The sequence below is a fragment of the Rhodoglobus galactosidasius genome (assembly GCF_054957775.1).
On sequence record NZ_JBQIAV010000003.1, the window covers coordinates 48526 to 68901 of the forward strand.

The 20376-nt window shown below is 58.4% G+C and carries 17 protein-coding genes; 8 read left to right on the plus strand and 9 right to left on the minus strand.

The features are described from left to right. Window positions 1-50: 50 nt before the first annotated feature. Window positions 51-989 (minus strand): glycosyltransferase family 2 protein, encoded by a 939-nt coding sequence (locus ACTJJW_RS04470; RefSeq protein WP_462642939.1) that lies wholly within the window; start codon window positions 987-989, stop codon window positions 51-53. A gap of 66 nt (window positions 990-1055) precedes the next feature. Here ACTJJW_RS04470 and ACTJJW_RS04475 point away from each other — a divergent pair, with 66 nt between their 5' ends. The 6 genes from ACTJJW_RS04475 to ACTJJW_RS04500 all read left to right on the plus strand — a co-directional run bounded on the left by ACTJJW_RS04475 (window position 1056) and on the right by ACTJJW_RS04500 (window position 8140). After that, window positions 1056-2048: a glycosyltransferase family 2 protein gene (locus ACTJJW_RS04475; RefSeq protein ID WP_462642940.1), complete on the plus strand. Its 993-nt coding sequence runs from the start codon at window positions 1056-1058 to the stop codon at window positions 2046-2048. Between the two features lie 96 nt (window positions 2049-2144). Further along, window positions 2145-2756 (plus strand): dTDP-4-dehydrorhamnose 3,5-epimerase family protein, encoded by a 612-nt coding sequence (locus ACTJJW_RS04480; RefSeq protein WP_462642941.1) that lies wholly within the window; start codon window positions 2145-2147, stop codon window positions 2754-2756. Next, complete coding sequence (gene rfbA / locus ACTJJW_RS04485) at window positions 2756-3625, plus strand: glucose-1-phosphate thymidylyltransferase RfbA (protein ID WP_462642942.1); 870 nt, start codon at window positions 2756-2758, stop codon at window positions 3623-3625. The genes ACTJJW_RS04480 and rfbA overlap by 1 nt, the downstream gene beginning before the upstream one ends. Beyond that, a complete protein-coding gene (locus tag ACTJJW_RS04490) occupies window positions 3622-4977 on the plus strand; it encodes a glycosyltransferase family 4 protein (protein WP_462642943.1) in 1356 nt (451 codons plus the stop codon). The genes rfbA and ACTJJW_RS04490 overlap by 4 nt, the downstream gene beginning before the upstream one ends. Window positions 4978-5024: 47 nt before the next feature. Next, window positions 5025-6545, plus strand: coding sequence for a DUF2142 domain-containing protein (locus tag ACTJJW_RS04495; protein WP_462642944.1), 1521 nt, complete (start codon window positions 5025-5027; stop codon window positions 6543-6545). 50 nt (window positions 6546-6595) lie between these two features. Continuing rightward, window positions 6596-8140 carry a DUF2142 domain-containing protein gene (locus ACTJJW_RS04500; protein ID WP_462642945.1) on the plus strand — a complete coding sequence of 515 codons (1545 nt, stop codon included), beginning with the start codon at window positions 6596-6598 and terminating at the stop codon, window positions 8138-8140. Here the strand turns inward: ACTJJW_RS04500 and ACTJJW_RS04505 are convergent. Then, a complete protein-coding gene (locus tag ACTJJW_RS04505) occupies window positions 8118-9413 on the minus strand; it encodes a nucleotide sugar dehydrogenase (RefSeq protein WP_462642946.1) in 1296 nt (431 codons plus the stop codon). The two genes, ACTJJW_RS04500 and ACTJJW_RS04505, sit on opposite strands and share 23 nt — an antisense overlap. Window positions 9414-9567: 154 nt before the next feature. Between ACTJJW_RS04505 and ACTJJW_RS04510 the strand changes: the two genes are divergently transcribed. After that, on the plus strand, window positions 9568-10659 hold the full coding sequence (locus ACTJJW_RS04510) for a glycosyltransferase family 4 protein (RefSeq protein ID WP_462642947.1): 1092 nt from the start codon (window positions 9568-9570) through the stop codon (window positions 10657-10659). Window positions 10660-10668: 9 nt separating this feature from the next. Here ACTJJW_RS04510 and ACTJJW_RS04515 read toward each other — a convergent pair whose 3' ends face one another. After that, entirely contained in the window at window positions 10669-11178 is a 510-nt protein-coding gene (locus ACTJJW_RS04515; protein ID WP_462642948.1) for a hypothetical protein, read from the minus strand. A 5-nt stretch (window positions 11179-11183) separates the two neighbouring features. Then, window positions 11184-12512 (minus strand): glycosyltransferase, encoded by a 1329-nt coding sequence (locus ACTJJW_RS04520; RefSeq protein WP_462642949.1) that lies wholly within the window; start codon window positions 12510-12512, stop codon window positions 11184-11186. 65 nt (window positions 12513-12577) lie between these two features. On the opposite strand from ACTJJW_RS04520, the gene wecB reads away from it, so the two are divergent. Next, window positions 12578-13648 carry a non-hydrolyzing UDP-N-acetylglucosamine 2-epimerase gene (wecB, locus tag ACTJJW_RS04525; RefSeq protein ID WP_462642950.1) on the plus strand — a complete coding sequence of 357 codons (1071 nt, stop codon included), beginning with the start codon at window positions 12578-12580 and terminating at the stop codon, window positions 13646-13648. Here the strand turns inward: wecB and ACTJJW_RS04530 are convergent. The 5 genes from ACTJJW_RS04530 to ACTJJW_RS04550 form a co-directional block, all read right to left on the minus strand. Then, window positions 13645-15429 (minus strand): ABC transporter ATP-binding protein, encoded by a 1785-nt coding sequence (locus ACTJJW_RS04530; protein ID WP_462642951.1) that lies wholly within the window; start codon window positions 15427-15429, stop codon window positions 13645-13647. The two genes, wecB and ACTJJW_RS04530, sit on opposite strands and share 4 nt — an antisense overlap. Window positions 15430-15484: 55 nt before the next feature. Next, window positions 15485-16645 (minus strand): glycosyltransferase family 4 protein, encoded by a 1161-nt coding sequence (locus ACTJJW_RS04535; protein WP_462642952.1) that lies wholly within the window; start codon window positions 16643-16645, stop codon window positions 15485-15487. Continuing rightward, window positions 16642-17844 (minus strand): glycosyltransferase, encoded by a 1203-nt coding sequence (locus ACTJJW_RS04540; RefSeq protein ID WP_462642953.1) that lies wholly within the window; start codon window positions 17842-17844, stop codon window positions 16642-16644. The genes ACTJJW_RS04535 and ACTJJW_RS04540 overlap by 4 nt, the downstream gene beginning before the upstream one ends. Beyond that, on the minus strand, window positions 17841-19019 hold the full coding sequence (locus ACTJJW_RS04545; RefSeq protein WP_462642954.1) for a glycosyltransferase: 1179 nt from the start codon (window positions 19017-19019) through the stop codon (window positions 17841-17843). Before ACTJJW_RS04545 ends, ACTJJW_RS04540 begins: the two co-directional genes overlap by 4 nt. A 119-nt stretch (window positions 19020-19138) precedes the next feature. Beyond that, window positions 19139-20317 carry a glycosyltransferase gene (locus ACTJJW_RS04550; protein ID WP_462642955.1) on the minus strand — a complete coding sequence of 393 codons (1179 nt, stop codon included), beginning with the start codon at window positions 20315-20317 and terminating at the stop codon, window positions 19139-19141. Window positions 20318-20376: the final 59 nt, after the last annotated feature.

Genomic DNA, 20376 nt, shown 5'->3' on the forward strand with positions numbered 1-20376 from the left:
ATTGCCTTGTCCGTTCCCGACAGATTGCCCATTCACGTCAGATTGTCCGTTCACCACACACCAGCGCCAATCAATAGCGCAATTATCCACTGATCTCTTGGGCGTCGCCTGAGTTGTGACGCGCGACGAGCCAAAGCAAAGCGAGCACGAAGGTTTCGCTGATCGACGAGGTCGCGCATCCGGAGCAGTTCTGGGCGAAGTTCGTTGTCGGCCACACTGAGGGCGATGCGTGCCAAGAGGCGCGCCTGACCGCGGTGCCATTGTTCGCGTACGAGTGCGAGCCGCGAGAAGGCGGAGCGGGCGTCGACATTGGCACCCATAACGTTGGCGTCGTGTTGGCGGTACTCAACGGTTGGCACCGAGTCGATGTGCCACATCCAACCGTGTGCCCGCGCCAACACGTACAGCAACCAGTCGTGGTACTGCGGCGGCTTAGTCGTCTCGGGGGAGTTGAGGTAGTCGCGGGCCAACGCAATAAGTCGATTCGACATCAGGAAGGTCGAGCCGGGCCCAGGGCTCTCAAGTAGGTAGTCGAAGCGGCGCTGCGGAAAGTCTTTCTTTACGAGACTCTGCTCGCCGTCTGGCGTGAATGACATGACATTCGACGAGACACCGTCAACCGCGAGCGCGGCACTCAATCGAACATGTGACGCAAGCTTTGTGGGCACCCAAATGTCATCCTGATCACAGAACGCGTAGAACTCGCGATCAGCAGGCACCAACTGAATGAGGCGATAGAAGTTGGCGGCGGCGCTGCCCGAAGCACCATCGCTCGGGATGACTGTCAGGCGGGGCTCGGAGGCGGCACATTCGGCAAGCCACTCGGCGGTGCCATCAGTCGAGGCATCATCGCGAGCGAACACTTCGACTTCTACCCCGGACTGCGCGAGCACACTGTCGAGTTGCTCGGGAAGCCAACGGCGACCGTTGTGGGTCGCCAGCAGCACTGCGACGCGGGGGAGAACTCCGGAGGAGGAATCGGCAGGCATAACTCCACAATGATAGTTGGCTTGGCGTTGCGCAATGCTGCACCCTCCCCACCGTAGGCTGGAGCAATGAGCGCGCCCGAGCCCACCCCCAGCATCTCGGTGGCTTTGTGCACACACAATGGCGTCACCTACATTGAAGAACAGCTCGTCAGCATCCTCGAGCAAGTGCCAGCGCCGCAGCAGCTTGTGGTGTCGGATGACGCCTCCAGCGACGACACTATTGCGCGCGTTCGCGAGGTTGCGGCACGCTATCCCGCCGTTGAACTCACGGTTTTCGAAAACACCACGCCACGTGGCGTGACCAAGAACTTTGAGCAAGCAATTCGTGCGTGCACCGGCGATCTCATCGCGTTGAGCGATCAGGATGACGTGTGGCATGTGGGGCGGCTTGCGCTGTTTGAGGCAGGGTTTGCCATGCGGCCCACAGTCGCCCTCCTTCACAGTGATGCACGACTCGTCGATGCCGTGGGGCGGCCGCTCGGCCACACGCTCGCCGAGGCACTCGGTGTGAGCGGAGGCGAGGTGGCGAGCATCCACAACGGCGACGCGTTCTCGGCACTGCTTCGCCGCAACCTAGTGACGGGCGCCTGCACTGTGTTTCGTCGGAGCCTCGTGGAGTATGCGGCACCGTTCCCTTCGTCGTGGGTTCACGACGAATGGCTGGGCCTGATCGCCGCAGCAGTCGCCTCGACCGACTTTATCGAGCAGCCCACCATTGACTATCGCCAGCATGGGGCCAACCAGATCGGTGCGACGAAGCTGACGCTTGGGGGCAAGTTCGGGCGCATGATGGAGCCTCGTCGCGCCCGTAACGCTCGGCTCGAAACCAATATCTCGGTGCTGGTCGACCGGCTGCAGCGACTCGGTTCGCGCGTGAGCGATGACAAAGTTCACCGCGCGCTGGCCAAGCTTGATCACGAACGAATGCGCAACGCTCTGCCCGAAACTCGGATGCGGCGAATTCCCGCCGTTGCTCGCGCTTACTTCGCCGGCGATTACGGTCACTTCTCGCGTGGCACGCTCGACGCCGTGCGCGACGTTCTGCAGCCCGTCGACTGACGCGGGGGCTGACCTCGATTGACGCCTTGCGCCGCAGAACTGGCTCCGTGGGCGTCCTGAACTGACTTCCAAGGCTCGCCGGGTAGGATTCCGGGTGTGCAGATACGTGAACTCTCGGTGCCTGATTCCTACGAAATCACCCCCAAACAATTCGCTGACGACCGCGGCGTTTTCTTGGAGTGGTACCGCTTCGACAAACTCGAAGAGATAGTTGGCCACTCGCTCGACCTTCGGCAGGCCAACACTTCGGTCTCTCAGCGCGGCGTTGTGCGGGGCATCCACTATGCGGATGTTCCTCCCGGGCAGGGCAAGTACGTCACCGTGACGCACGGTGCCGGCATCGACTTCGTGGTCGACATTCGTGTGGGTTCGCCCACATTTGGCCAGTGGGACTCGGTCATTCTTGACACTGTTGATCGTCGTGCCGTGTACGTCGCTGAGGGCCTCGGCCATGCCTTTATTGCGCTCACCGACGACGCCACTCTCACCTATCTCGTGAGTGATGTCTACAAGCCGGGTGCCGAACACGACATAAACGTGCTCGACCCCGAGATCGGTCTTGAATTTCCGCCAGAACTTGGCGACCTCGTGCTCTCACCCAAAGACAAAGTAGCGCCCACTCTCGCCCAGCGACTAACAGACGGCTCGTTGCCGTCCTACGCTGCGGTCACGGAGCACTACGAGGCGAACCGAAAGGAACGCAACTAATGCGCGGAATCATTCTGGCCGGCGGCAGTGGAACACGCCTCTGGCCAATCACCAAGGGCATCTCGAAGCAACTCATGCCGATCTACGACAAGCCAATGGTCTACTACCCCCTGTCGACTCTGATGAGTGCGGGCATCCGCGAAATTTTGATCATCACGACACCGGATGACCAGTCCCAGTTCCAGCGGCTGCTGGGCGATGGCAGCGAACTCGGCATCGAGTTGACGTATGCCGTACAGCCGTCACCCGATGGTCTGGCTCAGGCGTTCATCATTGGTGAAGAGTTCATCGGCGACGAAAAGGTTGCCCTCGTTCTTGGTGACAACATCTTTCACGGCGTTGGACTCGGATCGAATCTGCGCACGCACAACGACGTCGACGGTTCCCTGATCTTCGCATACCACGTACGCAACCCGCGCGCCTATGGCGTTGTTGAGTTCAACGAGAACTTCATTGCTCAGTCGATCGAAGAGAAGCCGCTCGAGCCGAAGAGCAACTACGCGGTACCCGGCCTCTATTTCTACGACAACTCGGTCATCGAGATCGCCAAGTCGATCACGCCAAGTGCTCGCGGCGAGCTCGAGATCTCGACCATTAACGAGCACTACCTCAACCGTGGTCAGTTGCAAGTGAACGTGCTCGATCGCGGTACTGCATGGCTCGACACCGGAACGTTCGAGTCAATGGTGCAGGCCACCGAGTTCGTGCGCGTCATCGAAGACCGCCAGGGCTACAAGATTGGCTGCATCGAAGAAATCGCGTGGCGTGCCGGGTGGATCACGGATGACCAGCTCGCCGCCCTCGCAGCACCCCTCGTCAAGAGCGGCTACGGCGTATACCTCGAAGGACTGCTGGCGGCCGCACGGTGACTCGCGTACTGATCATCACGGGTGACCCCATCGGGCCGCGGATGGCAGGCCCGGCCATCCGGTCGTGGAATATGGCGCTCGCGCTCGCAGAAGCGGGCAACGAGGTCACGCTCATGACCACCACCAAGCTTCAGCAGGTGGATGCCCCCTTCGAGCTCACGCTCGTAACTCCGGGGGAGAACGACGCGTTCGCAAAGCGTGAACAGTGGTGCGACGTAGTCGTATTCCAGGGTCACGCAATGCGCCAGTTTGAAGTGTTGCGCACGACCGACAAGGTCACCGTCGTCGACATTTATGACCCCATGCACCTCGAAATGCTCGAACAGGGTCGTGAGCTCGCGCGCGCGACCTGGGAGCTGCGCGTCACAACGGCAACCGAGGTGCTGAACGAGCAACTCGCCCTCGGCGATTTCTTTATGTGTGCCTCTGAGCGCCAACGACTCTTCTACTTCGGTCAGCTTGCCGCTCTGGGGCGGCTCAGCCCCGCAACGTACGAGAACGATCCGCACCTCGAAGGCCTCCTCAGCGTTGTGCCGTTTGGGCTCGAGGGCACGCCGCCCGCTCACACCCGCGACACTCTCAAGGGCGTGCTGCCGGGCATCGATGCCGATGACAAACTCATGATCTGGGGCGGCGGGGTTTACAGCTGGTTTGATCCCAAAACTCTGATCCGCGCGGTTGCGAAACTGGCTGAGACTCGCGACACGGCCAAACTCTATTTTCTGGGCACCCGGCATCCGGGCGTAGACCAGATGGGCATCGTGCGTGAGTCGCACGATCTCGCTAGTGGACTCGGTGCGCTCAACACATCGGTGTTCTTCAACGAAGAGTGGGTCGACTACGCCGACCGCCAGAACTATCTGACCGAAGCGGATGCCGGAGTCAGCACCCACATGTCGCATATCGAAACCACGTTCTCGTTTCGCACGCGCATTCTCGACTACCTCTGGGCCGGACTGCCCATGGTGGTTACCGAGGGCGACAGCTTTGCTGACCTCATCGAAACAGAAGGACTCGGCCTCACGGTGCCCGCGCAGGATGTGGATGCTCTTGCCGCAGCTCTCGACCGCGTGCTCTATGACGAAGCCTTCATCGTCGAGTGCCAACGCAATGTCGCTCGAGTGCGTGAAGACTTCTACTGGCAGCGCACACTTGCTCCACTTGTGAATTTTGTTGCCAACCCGCAGCATGCGGCCGACCACGAAGCAACTCGTCGCCGTGGCGTCACGTTGGGCCAAAAAGTGCGCAAACCGTATGGGCTTCTGCACGACCTGCGCATGGCGTGGCACCACCTTCGGCACACCGGAGTGAAGGCGACAGTAGACAAAGCGTTCGCGCGGTTGCGCCGTTAGCGGTCGCTCACAGCAGACTCTGAGTTTGTTCGCGTTAGCTTTATCCAATGTTTACTGGCGTGCGCTCCGTGTTGTCACGCTCAGACCGTCGAATCGGCCTGCTCGTGGCGCCCTTTCTGGTGTTCGCTGCGCTCGCGGCGTGGGCGCTCTCGTCGCCCGTCGGTTCTAGCCCCGATGATGACTTTCATCTGACCAGCATCTGGTGCGCCACAGGCGATTCTGAGTACTGCGCGCCCAGTGGCGACCCTGGCACCAGACTTGTGCCACCCCCCGTCGCCGACCCCGCATGCTTCGCCTACGACGCCGACAAGAGCGCTGGATGCCAGAGCCGAATCGACTTCACCGCAGGCGCCACAGAAGAGACTGAACGAGGCAACTTCGCCGGCGGATATCCCGTGGTCTACTACGGCACCATGAGCCTGTTTGTGGGGTCGGATGTCCACGCCTCCGTGCTCGTGATGCGCCTCATAAACATCACACTTTTTGTGGGGCTCGGCGTTGCCCTCTACCTGCTGTTGCCGGTCAACCGTCGCCAAATTTTGGTGTGGCAGTGGGCGCTCACGACCGTACCGCTTGGCCTCTTTGTGCTGTCGTCCAATAACCCGAGCGCCTGGGCTCTCATGGGTATTGGATACGGCTGGCTTGCGCTGCTCGGCTTCTATGAGGCATACGGCAGAAAGCGGATTGGGCTGGGCGCGGTGTTCTTGCTCACCGCGGTGATGGCATCCGGTTCTCGCAGTGATGCCACGATCTTCTTCGTGTTGGCGGTGTTCGCGGCAGCTATTCTCGCGTTCCAGAGCACGCGACGTTACTGGCTGTCGTCGCTGCTGCCGGTTGCGGGCTTTGTAATTTGTGCGGTGCTATTTCGCTCGTCACGATCAGTGGATGTTGTGACGGGTGGTCTGGACGAGCAATTGACGCTTGGCGTGCTCATTCCCCGTATCGCATACAACCTCACTGAGGTGCCCTCGATCTGGACCGGAATCTTTGGTCAGTCGTGGGGCCTCGGCTGGCTCGATACTTCGATGCCCTCACTCGTGTGGGGGAGCGCGCTCGCTGCGCTTATTGGTGTTGGTTTCGCCGCAGCCCGCGCCTCGTCATTGCGCAAATCAATAGTCATGATCTTGGGAGCGACTGCTCTCGCCGCTGTTCCGGTGACACTGCTTGTGCTCGCGGGCAAAGATGTGGGTGAAGATTTTCAGCCCCGATACCTGCTTCCGTTGATCATCGTATTCATTGGCGCAGTATTTTTCACCTCGCGCGATCAGGCCATTCGATTGTCGCGCGCACAGGTGTGGTTGGTGGTTTCGGCGCTTTCTGGTGCACAGTTCATTGCGCTCCACCTCAATATCCGCAGGTACGTGACCGGCATTGACGCGCTAAACGCGAATCTCGACGCCGGGCGCGAATGGTGGTGGGCGCTACTGATCACTCCAAACATCGCCTGGATTGTTGGTTCGCTGTGTTTCGCGGCCGCACTTGCGGTTCTCCTGCCGAGCCACCGAATCACCGCTGACATCAAGCCCATAAACCTCACTGAGGCCTCCGACCACGTTCGCGCTCTCTGATATAGCCTGTACGAATGGTACCCGGACGCTCTCAACCGTCTCCTGCGTCCGTGCGCACCCCAATTTTCAAGCGCCTTCGTCTCATCGTGCTTGTTCCTGTGCTGGCGCTCATCGCCCTATCGGCATGGGCTTTTGCCTCGCCGATGGGATCATCGCCTGATGACGATTACCACCTGGTGAGTATTTGGTGTTCAACGGGCGATGACGCTTACTGTCAGCCCGGCTCGGTCGAGAAGTCGCGCTTTGTCCCCGAAGCAGTGTTGGAATCGCCATGTTATGCGTTCCGCTCAACCTCTAGTGCTGTGTGTCAGGACGGTCTCGATTTTGAGACTGACGCACTCGTTGAAACCGCACGCGGCAATTTTGTCGGGGCCTACCCACCCCTGTATTACTCGGCGATGAGTGTATTCGTGGGGGACAACATTCTTGTTTCCGTCATGCTGATGCGGTTATTTAACATCCTCCTTTTCGTGGGGATAACTACTGCTCTCTACGTGTTGCTTCCTATTCAGCGCCGCCCCGCACTGGTGTGGGGCTGGCTGATCACTACGATGCCGCTCGGGCTGTTCTTGATCGCATCGAACAATCCCAGTGGTTGGGCAATCGCCGGGGTCGGAACTGCGTGGCTCGCGCTTTTGGGCTATTACGAGACGACGGGCCGTGGCAAGACTATTGCGCTCGGGGCTCTATTTGCGCTCGCAGTATTCATGGCCGCCGGTTCTCGTGGTGACTCAGCACTGTATGTCGCTGGAGCAATTGGTGTCGTCGGGGTGCTCGCGTTTGAACGCTCGCGTCGGTTTGTCGTGCGTTCGGCGCTGCCTGTGGTCATGCTCCTCGTAAGCGTGGTCTTCTTCCTCACCTCGCGTCAGACTTCCAGTGGCCTCACGGGATTTAGCGGTGGTTCAAACGCCTCTGTCGGAGGCCCGAGCACTGCGGAAACCATCGACAATTTGGCTGGTTTCGGTCTGCTGGCATACAACATCCTCAATGTTCCGTCATTGTGGACTGGCGTTTTTGGAGGCTGGGGATTGGGGTGGATCGACACTGCCATGCCCGCGCTCGTCATGGTTTTGGCGTTGGCGGTGTTTATTGGTGTCGGCTTTCTCGGTCTTAGCGTGCTCAATGGCCGAAAGGCGTTCGTAGTCGCGGGCGTCGCGTTTGTGCTCTGGGCGCTTCCTGCCTATGTGTTGACGGCGGGCGGCGATAAGGTCGGGGAGCAGGTTCAGCCTCGGTACATTCTGCCGCTGATTGTGCTTCTTGGCGGCCTCTTAGTTCTGCAAGCCGGACGCAAGCGGTTCGTGCTCGGGCGCGTTCAGTCGGCAGCTGTTGTCTTGTCGCTGGCCGCTGCCTATTTGGTGGCCTTGCATATGAATATGCGGCGCTACATCACGGGCAATGACGTACCCGGGTGGAACCTGAATTCCGGTGCGGAATGGTTCTGGTCTGGAGCTCCCGCGCCAATGATCGTGTGGGCGGTGGGCTCGGCTGCGTTCGCAAGTCTCGTGTTTATTCTGGTGCGCGAGATGTCGATCTCAGCGGCGCTGGTACCTGAGATCGACAGCAGCGAAGAAACTAAGCTGTCGGCTTCCCGATAACGCGGTAGGTAACTCCGGGCCACTGCTCGGCGCTGCTCACACGGCGTCCGTCAACAAAGGTGCGGATGCCGGGCAACTGCTCGGCGCTCAGAGTGCGGTATTCCTTGTGGTCGGCCTGCACTACCGCAGCGTCGATCGGCTCACCGTAATGGTACGGAGCGAAGCCAAGCTTGGTGAGCTCTTCGTCGGTGTAGAGCGGGTCGTGCACGAGCACGGTTGCTCCGCGGGTGTTGAGCGCATCTACAGCGGCGAAGACGCCCGAGAATGCAGTCTCTTTGACTTCGCCGCGGTAAGCAGCCCCGAGGACGACGACGCGGGCACCGGTGAGGTCGCCGTGGGCGCCCTCGAGCAGGCCAATTGTGTAGTCGGGCATTGCTGCGTTCGCTTCGCGCGCGGCACGCACAATGGTGGCGTCAGGGTCATTCCAGAGGTACAGACGCGGATAGACGGGGATGCAGTGGCCACCGACGGCAATGCCTGGCTGGTGGATGTGGCTGAACGGCTGCGAGTTTGTAGCCTGAATGACCGCGTAGACGTCGATGCCGTTTTGGCCGGCGAAGCGAGCGAACTGATTGGCCAGCCCAATGTTGACGTCGCGGTAGGTGGTTTCTGCCAATTTGGCGAGTTCGGATGCTTCTGCCGAACCGAGATCCCAGACACCGTTTTCGCGAGCCAGGTCGGGGCGCTCGTCAAAGTCAAGTACTGCGTTGTAGAAGTCGGTTGCCTGCTTGGCTCCTTCGTCGGAAAGACCACCAACGAGTTTGGGGTATTTGCGGAGGTCTTCGAAGACTCGCCCGGTGAGTACGCGCTCGGGGGAGAAGACGAGGTGGAAGTCTTTGCCCTCGGTGAGGCCGGAGACCTCTTCGAGCAGTGGCTTCCAGCGGTTTCGGGTCGTGCCAACCGGCAGAGTGGTTTCGTAGGAAACGAGGGTGCCGGGAGTCAAGTGTTCGCCCAGTGATCGAGTCGCGACATCCATCCAGCCGAAGTCTGGTTTTGCGTCTTTGTCGACGAACAGCGGCACAACGAGCACAACGGCGTCGGCTCCGGGAATAGCGTCGGCGTAGTCAGTGGTTGCGCGAAGCTTTCCGGCAGGAACGAGTTCGCTCAAGTGCTCCTGCAGGTGCGCTTCACCGGGGAATGGCTCGATGCCCTTATTGATGAGGTCGACGAACTCGGCGTTGATGTCAACGCCCACAACGTCGTGGCCCTTCGAGGCGAACTGAACAGCCAATGGCAGGCCGATCTTACCGAGGGCAACAACTGCGATCTTCACGAAATAGGGTCCTTTGTGTCTGCGTGGCCATCTGCGTGCGAACTAGACAAGTCTAGTTGCTCGGAATGGACGAACGTTGTGGTCGCTGAACGACGGCAGGTTGCAGGAACCTCGCCTGAAGAAGCATGACCGTGCGCGATGCTATCGTGATGCGGTGCGCGTACTGATGGTCACTCCGTGGTTCCCTGCTCCCGGCTCCGTTGAGTCTGGGATCTTTGTCGTGCGGGATGCCCTCGCGCTACGCGCGGATCACACGGTGAAAGTGCTCCACCTCGATTCGGAGCCTTCTGCATCGTCGCGAAGTGGTGCGACCGAGGTTCGGGGGGTGCCCACTCTGCGTGTTCCGTTCAACAGGTGGCGCGTTCGCGACTGGTTTTCGGCCCTTAAAGCGGTGCGGGCTGCAGCAAACGAGGCGGATGTCGTTCACACGCACGCTCTCTCGGGGATTATTCTCTTCGCGTTTTCCCGACCAGGCAAGAACACGCGCTGGGTGCACACCGAGCATTGGTCAGGGTTAACTGCGCCGGAAACTCTGTCGCCGCGAGGGCGCATCAGTCGTCGCGCGCTCATGCCGATTCTCGCTCGTCCCGACGCGGTAATTGTTGCGTGCGAGCGACTGGCTCGAACAATCCGCACGGTCCGCAGTAAGCCAATTGTCACGATTCCTTGCGTGGTTGTTCCGCCTTCGACCGTAGTCCCCGCTCCCAATGATTCGGCTGTACTGCGCGTCGTCGGTGTTGGCGGAATTATCGAGCGGAAGGGCGCGATCTGCGCTCTTGAGGCGATAGCTGAGTTGAAGAGTCGGGGTGTCGCAGCCCACTTGACGTGGGTGGGCGAAGGCCCTCAGCGTGACGAACTTACTGCGCGAGCGCGTGACTTAGGGCTCGAGAACCAGTTGACGCTCCGTGGTGCACTCAGTGAGGCCGAGGTTGGCAAGGAGCTAGACGCGGCCGACATGTTTCTCCTGCCCACCTTGGGTGATAACTTTTGCATCGTTGTGGCTGAGGCACTTTCGCACGGTCGCCCGGTCGTGAGCGGTGCCGATACCGGTGCAGTTGACTATTCCGCACCGGGGGTCTCACGGTTCGTCGAGGATGCCAAGAATCCAGTCGCCTATGCAGAAGCAATCCTCGACCTGCGGTCCTCGACCGAGCCGATCAGCGCCCAGGAAATTTCAGCGACCGTAGAGGGTCTCTTTACTCCCGAACGCGTCAGTCAACTCTTGACGACGACCTACGCTGGCTAGCGCGCTAATCTAAGGCCGTTGCTCGTCTGCTGCATCTGAAACCGCAAAATTGAGCCCGAGACCGTAAGCCCTAGTGTCGTATTCGGCGTGGGAGCACCAACCGCGCTTACTTGCGATCCACGCAGTCTTCACTGCCGCTAAGTCGGCGGCGACGATGATGTCGGCTCTCTTGAGCGTGTCGAGCGCCTGAGAATCCCGCCGTAGGTGTCGCCAAAAAACTCTGCCTTGGTCGAGTGGTCCGACAGAATTGATGAGTCGGCCGATGGGAAACGTCGCGAGTCGCGCGTAAAGAGTTCCGGCCCCAGTGGCCGTCAGGAGGCGGTCGAGTGCGGGAGATTTCGCAGTGTCAATCCGGATGCTCCGGTTGAGGCCTTGGGCTTCACGAGTAAAACCGAACGACAGCACAGTTAGGTCGACGTTGCCGGCGTCCTCTTCGAGCAGAGTCTTCAAGTACGAATTCTCACCCGTCAGTGTTGCGCCCGCGGATGAGTTAGGAATGCCGCCCAAGAGAAGTAGCACTTTTTTCACTGTCGACCACTTTCAATCGTCGCGCGGAGCGCAGCAATTCGCGGCGCTAATTGCGCATCGCGCTCGAGATGCTCGGACCAGCGTCGCGCAGCCTCGCGTGAGTGCGGGGTGGTATTCGCGGCGGCGATCGCCGCGGATTCAATGGCGTCGGCGAATGCTTCCGCGCTGACGCCCTGGGCAGGATGCACGCTCGGGTAGCCCTCGAGAATTCCTGTGGCCGCGGTGACGGGGTCGTGAAGCGCCGCGATGGGCAAGCCTGTCGACGCGTACTCGAAGACCTTGCCGCTAGTCACGTACTTACTCTTGCTAATGATCAATAGCAGGGCGTCGAAGTCTTGGTACGTCGCTGACACTTGTGTCTTGCTGACAGGGCCGCCATAGCTGACGTTCTGACTCTCGAACGACTTCAATAGGTTGGCCGCCTCTTGATCGGCTTCGGCGAAGTGGCCGAGACGTCCGCGGAAAACCAGTTGCGCATCCGCCACTTGGGGCATCCGCGCTCGGGCGATCGCCCACCCTTCTAGCGCCTCGCGGAGGGGGATCGGACCGTAGATGGTGCCCAAATATCCAAAGACTAACGGCGCGTTCGCCGGCCGAACACTGTTTTCGTCGCTGGCAAAGCTTGTGTCGTACCCGTTCGCTACGACGTGAAATTTCTCGGCAGCCTGCGGGTACTCAGAGGCGTGCCACTGCTCGATGGGTGTGTTGACGAACCATGCTTCGGTGCACCGCGCTAGAAGTGACCGCTCGAGCCGGTTTGATCGGTACCAGCGTTTACCTACCCGTTTTCCAGAGTAAACGTTGAGGTGCCAAGCATCACGATGGTCAATGACAAAGCGGGTGCCGAAGCGGCGATTCAAGTAGTTTGCTGGGGCGAAATCGACGTTCGGGTTCGCGGTTCCAATGACCAGATCGACCGGAGTAGATGCGTTGATTTGCTCGGCTGCTCGCTCAAGCGGCTTGCGCCACGATCCATATGCCAGCTCAGGAAATTGAGCCAGCGACACGAGCCACCGGGAGGCGTTCCACAGCAGCGTTGAGAACACTCGTAACCGTGACCACGAACCAATGTTGGTGTCGCCACGTTCGGGGTCGAAGGGTATGCGAACTACAGATATTCGTGGATCAACTGAATTGAGCGTTTCAGGATCAGACCCGGTCAATCGCTCGTAGGTGTCCTCGGTCGCAGTGAGAACCGTAACGTGCCAACCGGCACGGACAAATGCATTCGCGGTTGCGAGTGCGCGATACATGCCCGCATTTCGTGCGGGAGGGAACGCCCAAGCCACGTAAAGAAGGTGGGGGGTATTTTCTGCGGAGACCATTGGTCATTAGCTTATGGGGTTTGGACTGAATCATCCGATGCGGCGGGCTTGCTAGGCTCTCTGGTGTGCGAGTACTAAGTGTCGTGGGCGCGCGCCCACAGTTTGTAAAGTTGGCTCCGATTTCCCAAGCGATGAAGGGACGAGCTGAACACATCGTTGTTCACACTGGCCAGCACTATGACGAACTCATGTCAGACGTGTTCTTCCGCGACCTTGGCATTGATGCGCCTGATGTGAATCTTGCGATTGGTTCGGGCAAGCATGGCGAACAGACGGGAGCCATGCTCGCTCAGCTCGAGCCTGTCATTGAGCAGTACCAGCCTGACTGGGTCCTTGTATACGGTGACACCAATTCAACCTTGGCTGCGGCGGTCGCGGCTATCAAGATCCATGTGCCCGTTGCCCACCTCGAGGCTGGGTTGCGATCCTTCAATCGCCGGATGCCCGAGGAACACAATCGCGTACTGACCGACCACGCGGCCGACCTTCTCCTCGCTCCCACACAGGTTGCGATGGATCATCTCGCGCACGAGGGGCTCGCAGATAAGTCTGTCTTGGTCGGCGATGTGATGACTGATGTGTTGTACTCCGTACGCGACCGCGTTCTTGAGAATCCAGTTCCGCTCCCCGACGGTGTCGAGCCCAACGCGTACTATTTTTCGACCTTGCACCGCCCCGACAACACTGATGCCCCTGAGCGACTGGCCGAGATTCTTTCGCAACTCGGCGCATTGAAATTTCCGGTGCTTCTTGCTGCGCATCCGCGGCTCGCAGCTTTCGCTGAGACTCACCAGATTGATTTGAGCCAGGGGAGCATTCGGGTGATCAGCCCGTTGGCATATCCGGAGCTAGTTTCCGCGGTGAGCCAAAGCGCGGGAGTCATCACGGATTCGGGTGGTCTGCAAAAAGAGGCATTCTTGCTGCGTGTGCCCTGCACGACGATTCGTCCCGAGACCGAATGGGTTGAGACTGTTTCGCTCGGATGGAATCAACTCGTGAGTGAGGACCTGTCGAAACTTGTTTCGACCGTCGAGCGGGAACGCCCAGCGGATACTACGGAAGCACCTTATGGAACCGGCACTGCTTCGGTAGCTGTGGTTGACGCCCTTCTCGCGCATCAACGAGTCTCTTCTTAGCTCGGGTTTAGGCCGGCGAGCTTCGCTTGCTTTGCAAAATCAGGAACCTTGGATATGAGCTCACTAAATGTCCCGGACTCTACTAAGAAGCCGTCCCGCATGAAGAAGATCTGATCAGCTTCTTTCACGGTCGATAGGCGATGCGCCACGGTGACTATTGTCATCGAGCCCTTGAGGCTGCGAATTGCGTCCCCGACCGCCGCTTCTGTCTCGGTGTCGAGTGCGCTCGTTGCCTCGTCCATGACCAGGAATAGCGGTTCCGCGTAGAGTGCGCGGGCGATTCCTAGTCTCTGTCGTTGTCCACCCGAGAGGGAGAGTCCGCGCTCACCGATTCGTGCGAAGATTCCTCCATCTCTCGACTCGATTGTTTCGAGGAGCTGTGCTTGGCGCAGTGCCTCGCGAACCTTGTCTTCGTCATAGTCATTTGTCCAGGTGAGCGCGACGTTCTGGGCGACAGTCGAATCAAAAAGAGCAACGTCTTGAGGGACGTAAGCGACATGGGATCGCCACGAGCGCGTCAATCTCCCAAGCGCCACGCCGTCTATCGCCACGTCACCAGAGGTCGGTTTCATGAGTCCAAGAAGAATGTCAATAATTGTCGACTTGCCAGCGCCGGACGAGCCGACAAATGCGACCGTCGAACCGAATGCAATGTTTAGGCTCACTTCATTCAGTGCGTTTGCCGTGCCCGGGCTGTATTGAAAGGTGACATCGTTAAGTGTGAGGTTTGCGGGATTGGCTGCAAGTTCTTCTAGGCCAAGTTTTTCGTCGTCATTCGTGTTCAATTCGGAACGCTTGATTTCAGCCAGAACCGCTCGTGCCTGAGGCTCGCTCGTTGCCATTTGCGAGACGATTGATTGGAACCTAACTACAGAAGGGGCCATTCGGAAGCCAGCGAGGCCGAATAGCGCCACCGCTGTGGTTGCTTCGGCAACGCCACCACTGGCTAGCCCAACGAGTCCGACAACAACGAAACCACCGATGAGCCCAGATTCCAAAATGAATCGTGGCACTTGTGCCAAAAATTGAGCATTCGATCTGGCTTGAGTGGTTCTGCGTCGATTGCTGCGCACGACATCAGCTGCTTCTTGGGATTTGTCGCGCAGCGTCACTTCCTTGAGCGCACCAACCATTTCCGTGATCAGGCGAGAGCTGCGCAGCGCGTAGCGCAATCCCACTTGGCCTGCTTGTCGCGATCGTTTCGTAACCCAGAAGAACAGGATCGCGCCGAGGATGCTGAGATAGACGAGTGCGGTTAGTGCAACAAGCGGCTGCACGAACGCAAGAACAACAACGACCGCAACAAAACTGAATACCTCGCCGGGGAGAGTCGTTATCGGTCGAAGATAGCTTGAGACCATTGAAGCGACACTGCTGTCAGTAAGTCGTACGACGTCTGAGGAGTTGCGCTTAAGGCGTTCGGCCCATCCTGATCTGACGTAGCTATCAAACAATCTGGAACCAATGACGAGCTCAAAATTAGCGAACACTCGCGTAGCGCGCCAAATAACCAGTATCGACAACACTCCTTTCAGAATGATAAGTAGGAAAATGAGGCCGATGGCAACCAGAATTCCGTTTCCGCTCACCGTTCCGATCAGTGGAAAGCTTGGATCTGTGCCGTTGATAATCGGGCCAATGACGACAGCGAGGAGGCCGAGCGCGGCTGCATCCAAGGTAGCTAGCAGCGATAACGAGAGTGAGTAGCGCACGAGGAATCGTTGGGCTTTGGGCGGCAGGACGCTTAGGATCTCTCGATACAATTTCCATGCGTTTTTCACAAGTTCTCCTGGGGTGGCGATTCGGCGCTGCGGGCCTACGTGCCCACTCACGACTTTACTTGGGCGTTGTACCGGACAAGCTAAGTGCGATGGCGTCGCACGCACGCGAAGCGGCTGCCTGTAGAGAGTAGTGCTCGGCCAACCAGTTTACGGTGTCCTCAGGCAGCTCTGGTTTCGTCACGCTCGCGGCTTCCAACATTGCGTTTGCGACTTGGGCAACTTCCCAGTCGACGGCCCAGCCGAGCGCGTGTGCGGTTGTAATGTCACGGACCGGTCCGACCCCAGCAAAGATGAGCGGGGTTCCGCAGGCCACACTCACCAAAGCCTTCGTGGGGATGGCGAAGTCGTACCCGAGTCCGGGGCGGACGGAGGCTAGTCCGGCCTGTGCTCCGCGGAGGTATGAAGCGACTACTTCTGAGTCAACGAATCCGAGAAACTCCACCCGGTCGCTGACCGGGCTCGCTAGCTTCTTGAGTTTCTGCACGTCGACACCGCCTCCAAACATCATGAGGCGAACGCTCGGATGTTGCTGAGCAATACGCACGAACGCTTCGACAAAAACCTCAGATCCCTGAAATTCCGACATGGTTCCGGCATAGACGAAATACGGTGTCTGAGCGCGTGAATAGGGTCCATCGGGTCGGTAAATTGACGTATCAACACCGGTGCCAACGACGGTTACTTTGGAATGGTCGACCATGAGCTCGCGAAGTTCATTGTGTACTCCTTCGGAGACCGCAAGTACTCCGCGCGCGCCTTTGAGTACGAAACGTTCCATCGCTGTGACGGCCTTGATTACCAGAGAGGGAGCCTGAATCGTTTTCACGGCTGCCGACGTGACGTCAGCCGAGTAGTAGAAGTAAGGGATGCGGCGAATCGCCAGTGCCGCTCGAGCGACGAGACCTGTTGTTGGAGGCGGTTCTACAACAACAAAATCTGCTCGTGGCGCGAATAGCAGTCTAAAAAATAATGGGATATCAAAACTTGCGTACTGGAGGTAACCCCGGACCGATCCTGACTTGTCTCGGAGAACGGGCCAGCGACGCACCCGGTCAGTGCTTCGTGGCCCTCCAGGGGCTTTCGTTGTCAACACTGTCACCGAGTAGCCGCGTGACTCAAGCTCCGCAGCCAACTGCTCAAGGCGATAGGCGGCAGCGGTCCCTTCGGGCGCGTAGACGCGGGTCGCGATGATGGCATGGCTTCGCTGGGTCTTCATCGCGACCGTGCTTCGGGTGAGCGTCGTTTTTCTGAGTACTCGCCGATTGCGGCGAGAAAAGTTTCGCCTTCGGCGTCTGCATTGAGCACATCGGCCGCTTGGTGGGCCGCGTCTTTCAGTTCGCGAACTCGTTCAGCGGTGAGCGAGTTGATCGTTGCCGCGAGGTCGTCGGGAGCCCATCCGGGTACGATAATGCCCACGTCAAACTCGTTCACGATCTGCGCCATCATTGGACTTTGACCGATGACTACCCCGAGGCGCGCTTGGATTGCTTCGAAGAGCTTGTTGGGCAGCGCGTATTCGAGGTTCGCAGTCTTTGGCGGAAGGAAAATGATTTCGAGGTCGAATTCGTTGATGCGCGATGGTACTTCGGTCATCGCTACCGGGCTCACGAAGATGACGCGATCGCCGAACGGCTCTGCAAGCTTCTTCACTTCTGCGATGAGCGTCTGGTTCCCGGTCAACATGAAGGTCATCGTGAACCGTCGGTCAATCAGTGGGAGTGCAGCAAATATCTCACGGAATCCGCGCGCCCAGCTTGCCATTCCATGGAAGACCAACTTGATATTGTCGTCCGATACTTCGGAGGGTGTGAGGTCTTCAGGAGGGGGACTGTTTCGAACGATCTTGGGTAATTTCACTCCAAAGTCGTCGGCGTAGAGTTCGGCTATTCGACTGGCAACAGTCGTACGGGTATCAATAGCCGAATGACCGATAAGTGAACGCCGCCACCGATAGTAACGATCTGTTAATCGCCGCCGGATGCTTGAGATCTCGAGCCTCGGATCCCGGTACTCAAACATGTCCAGATGGATCTGACGTGTGAGGGCTAGCGGGGTAAAAATTTTGCGTCGCGTCAGAAGTGGCAAGAAATGGTAATCCTCGAAGACTATGCAGTCATAGACACCAGCGGGAATCTTTACGAGAAGCTCTTTCGGAATGCGGTCGAGCATCAGAAACTGGAACCGTGCCTGAGAGGGAAAGATGCCGTAAATCAGCATGGATCCCAAGCGGGAACGGACCCACTGGCGCTGTGCCACTAGCTCGTAGTGAGTGCTCACAGCGTCGGCAGGGTGTTCTCCCAGCCCGAGGGTATCGACCGTCCAGCCGCTTTTCGCGAGCCAATTAATCTGATGCCGAACCCTGGGGTCTTCTTTCACATTCGAATACGGGATGAGCAGTATGCGCCGTTGAGTCAACTGTTATCCCTCGTGATCGAGTCAAAGAATGCTGCACGCTCAGACTCCGCGGAAATTTCTCGGGCGGCGCGATCCGAGTTCGCTTTCATCGTCACGACTTCTTCCGTGGAAAGCGACTCGATACTCGCGGCTAAGTCTGTGCTTGACCAGCCCGGTGCAATGACGCCGTTTGCGTATTCCCGAACGATCTCCGTCATCATCGTGCTTTCGCCCATGACGAGCGCCAAACGCGCCTGCAATGCTTCGAACAGTTTGTTCGGGAGTGCAAATTCAAGGTTCCGATTGAGCGGCGGATAAAACATGATCAGCACATCATATTTATTGATGTGCGTAGCGATTTGTTCTACAGGGACAGGATCGTCAAAGTGGACACGCAGATTCTTGTCCCGCACCGTGCGCTTGTACTCGGCGATCTTGTTTTCCTCGCCAACGAGGATGAGCGTCAACCGAAAACGTGACGAAAGTACTTCCATCGCTTCAAGTAATTCAGGAATGCCACGTACATCGGTGGCGGCACCGTGATACAGCAACTCAATTGCATCGGGTTCCACCCAGCTCGGCGTTTGTTCGACGTATGCCGGCGCATTCCGCACTATAGACATCTGCGGTATCCCAAACTCTGACGCGTATAACTCCGAAATACCGGAGGCCACGGTCGACCGTGTGCTTAGACGCTTATCGCCAATAAAAGTGCGAATCCAGTCGTAGTAAGGGGCTGCAAACATTCGCCACAGGCTGTCGCGGGGCACCCGCGGTCGTACGTACTCGTGTATGTCGAGATGAATTCCGTGCTTGACCACTTCGCGCGTAAACACTCGTTTGTCGCGGAGCCACGGCAAAAAGTGGTGGTCGTTGAACAGGATCAATTCATAGCGATTCGTCGATATGCGCTTCTTCGCTACGGCTGGGATGAGGTTGCCCAAGAGGATTCGAAACTTGACATAGTGCGGCAGAGCGCCATAGAGAATCGCGGAACCCACAGGTGAGCGAATCCACCGCGGTGCCTCGCTGATACCGAAGTGCGTATCCACGCCGGGTGCGTGATGACCGGCGGGCCCGACAGTGTCGACTGTCCACTCTTCGCTGGTGAGCCATTCGATCTGTCGCAGAACGCGCGGATCCCTAGTAATGGGCGACATCACGATGATGAGGGCCCGTTGAGTGCGTTTGGCCATGATGAGCCAATCATAACTGTTGACTGCTCGTCGAGTCGCGGCCCATTATGGCTCGCCGCCTACGAGAGCGAGATCGACTCCTGAACTGTCTAACTTGAGACTTAGCGATCGCGTCTGATCTAAATCTCAACATTTCTGATCGACGCGAAGAATGCGGAACGTTCGGATTCCGCGGAAATTTCTCGGGCGGCGCGATCAGAGTTTGCCTTCATCACCGTAACGGTGCTGGCCGTCAACGAGTCGATGCTGATCGCCAATTCTTCGGCTGACCAACCTTCGGTGACGATTCCGTTGGAGTATTCTCGGACCAGCTCGGTCATCATGGAACTTTCGCCCATCAGTAGGGCGAGGCGGCCCTGCAGCGCCTCAAATAATTTGTTGGGGAGGGCGAACTCGAGATTTCGAGTGCGCGGAGGGAAAAACATTACTTCCACGTCGTACCGGTTGATGTGGGTGGCGATTTCGTCAACAGGAACGGGTGCAACGAAATCCACACGTAGGTTCTTCGCTTGAACCCAACGTTGATACTCGTCTATCTTGGCGGGATCGCCGACAAGAATAAGAGTGAGCCGGAAACGGGGGGATACGTGCTCCATTGCGGTGAGCATTTCAGGGATCCCACGCATGTCGTTGGCCGCGCCATGATAGAGAAGCTGAATCGCAGTCGGATCAACGGGGCTCGGTTCTTGCTCGACATATGCCGGCGCACTACGCACGATTGATAGAGGGCGAATTCCGAACTCAGCGACGTAGAGTCGAGAGATTCCTGAAGCAACTGTGGATCGAGTGCTAAATCGTCGGTCGCCAATAAAGCTGCGAACCCAGCCGACGTAGCGTGCAGCAAAGACTTGCCACCGACTATCGTGCGCTGCGTGCGGAGGGACGTATTCGTGCATGTCCAGATGAATGCCCCGCTCAACCACCTCGCGAGTGAAAACTGCTCGGCTGCGAATCCACGGCAAGAAATGGTGGTCGTTAAAGAGAACTAGGTCATAGTGGTTGGCTGGAATTCGTTGCTTGACCGCATTCGGAATGCGGTTCTCCAGCAGGTAGCGGAACAAGAAACCGTGTGGGACCAGCGCGTACAGGATTGGGGAAATCTGTCGGGAGCGAGTCCAGGCCGGAGCGTGGCTCACCCCAAAGTGTGTCTCTACTCCCGGAACGTGATGGCCAACCGGGCCAACGGTGTCGACTTGCCAGCCCTCGTCCGTCAGCCATTGGATCTGTCGACGAACGCGGGGATCTCTAGTGATTGGGGATTTCACAACGATGAGAACCCGTTTGTTGCTGTGCGCCATAGTTGGTTAATCCTAGCTCTTGGACAGGGTTTTGCGGGGAACGTGAGCCAACAGGACTG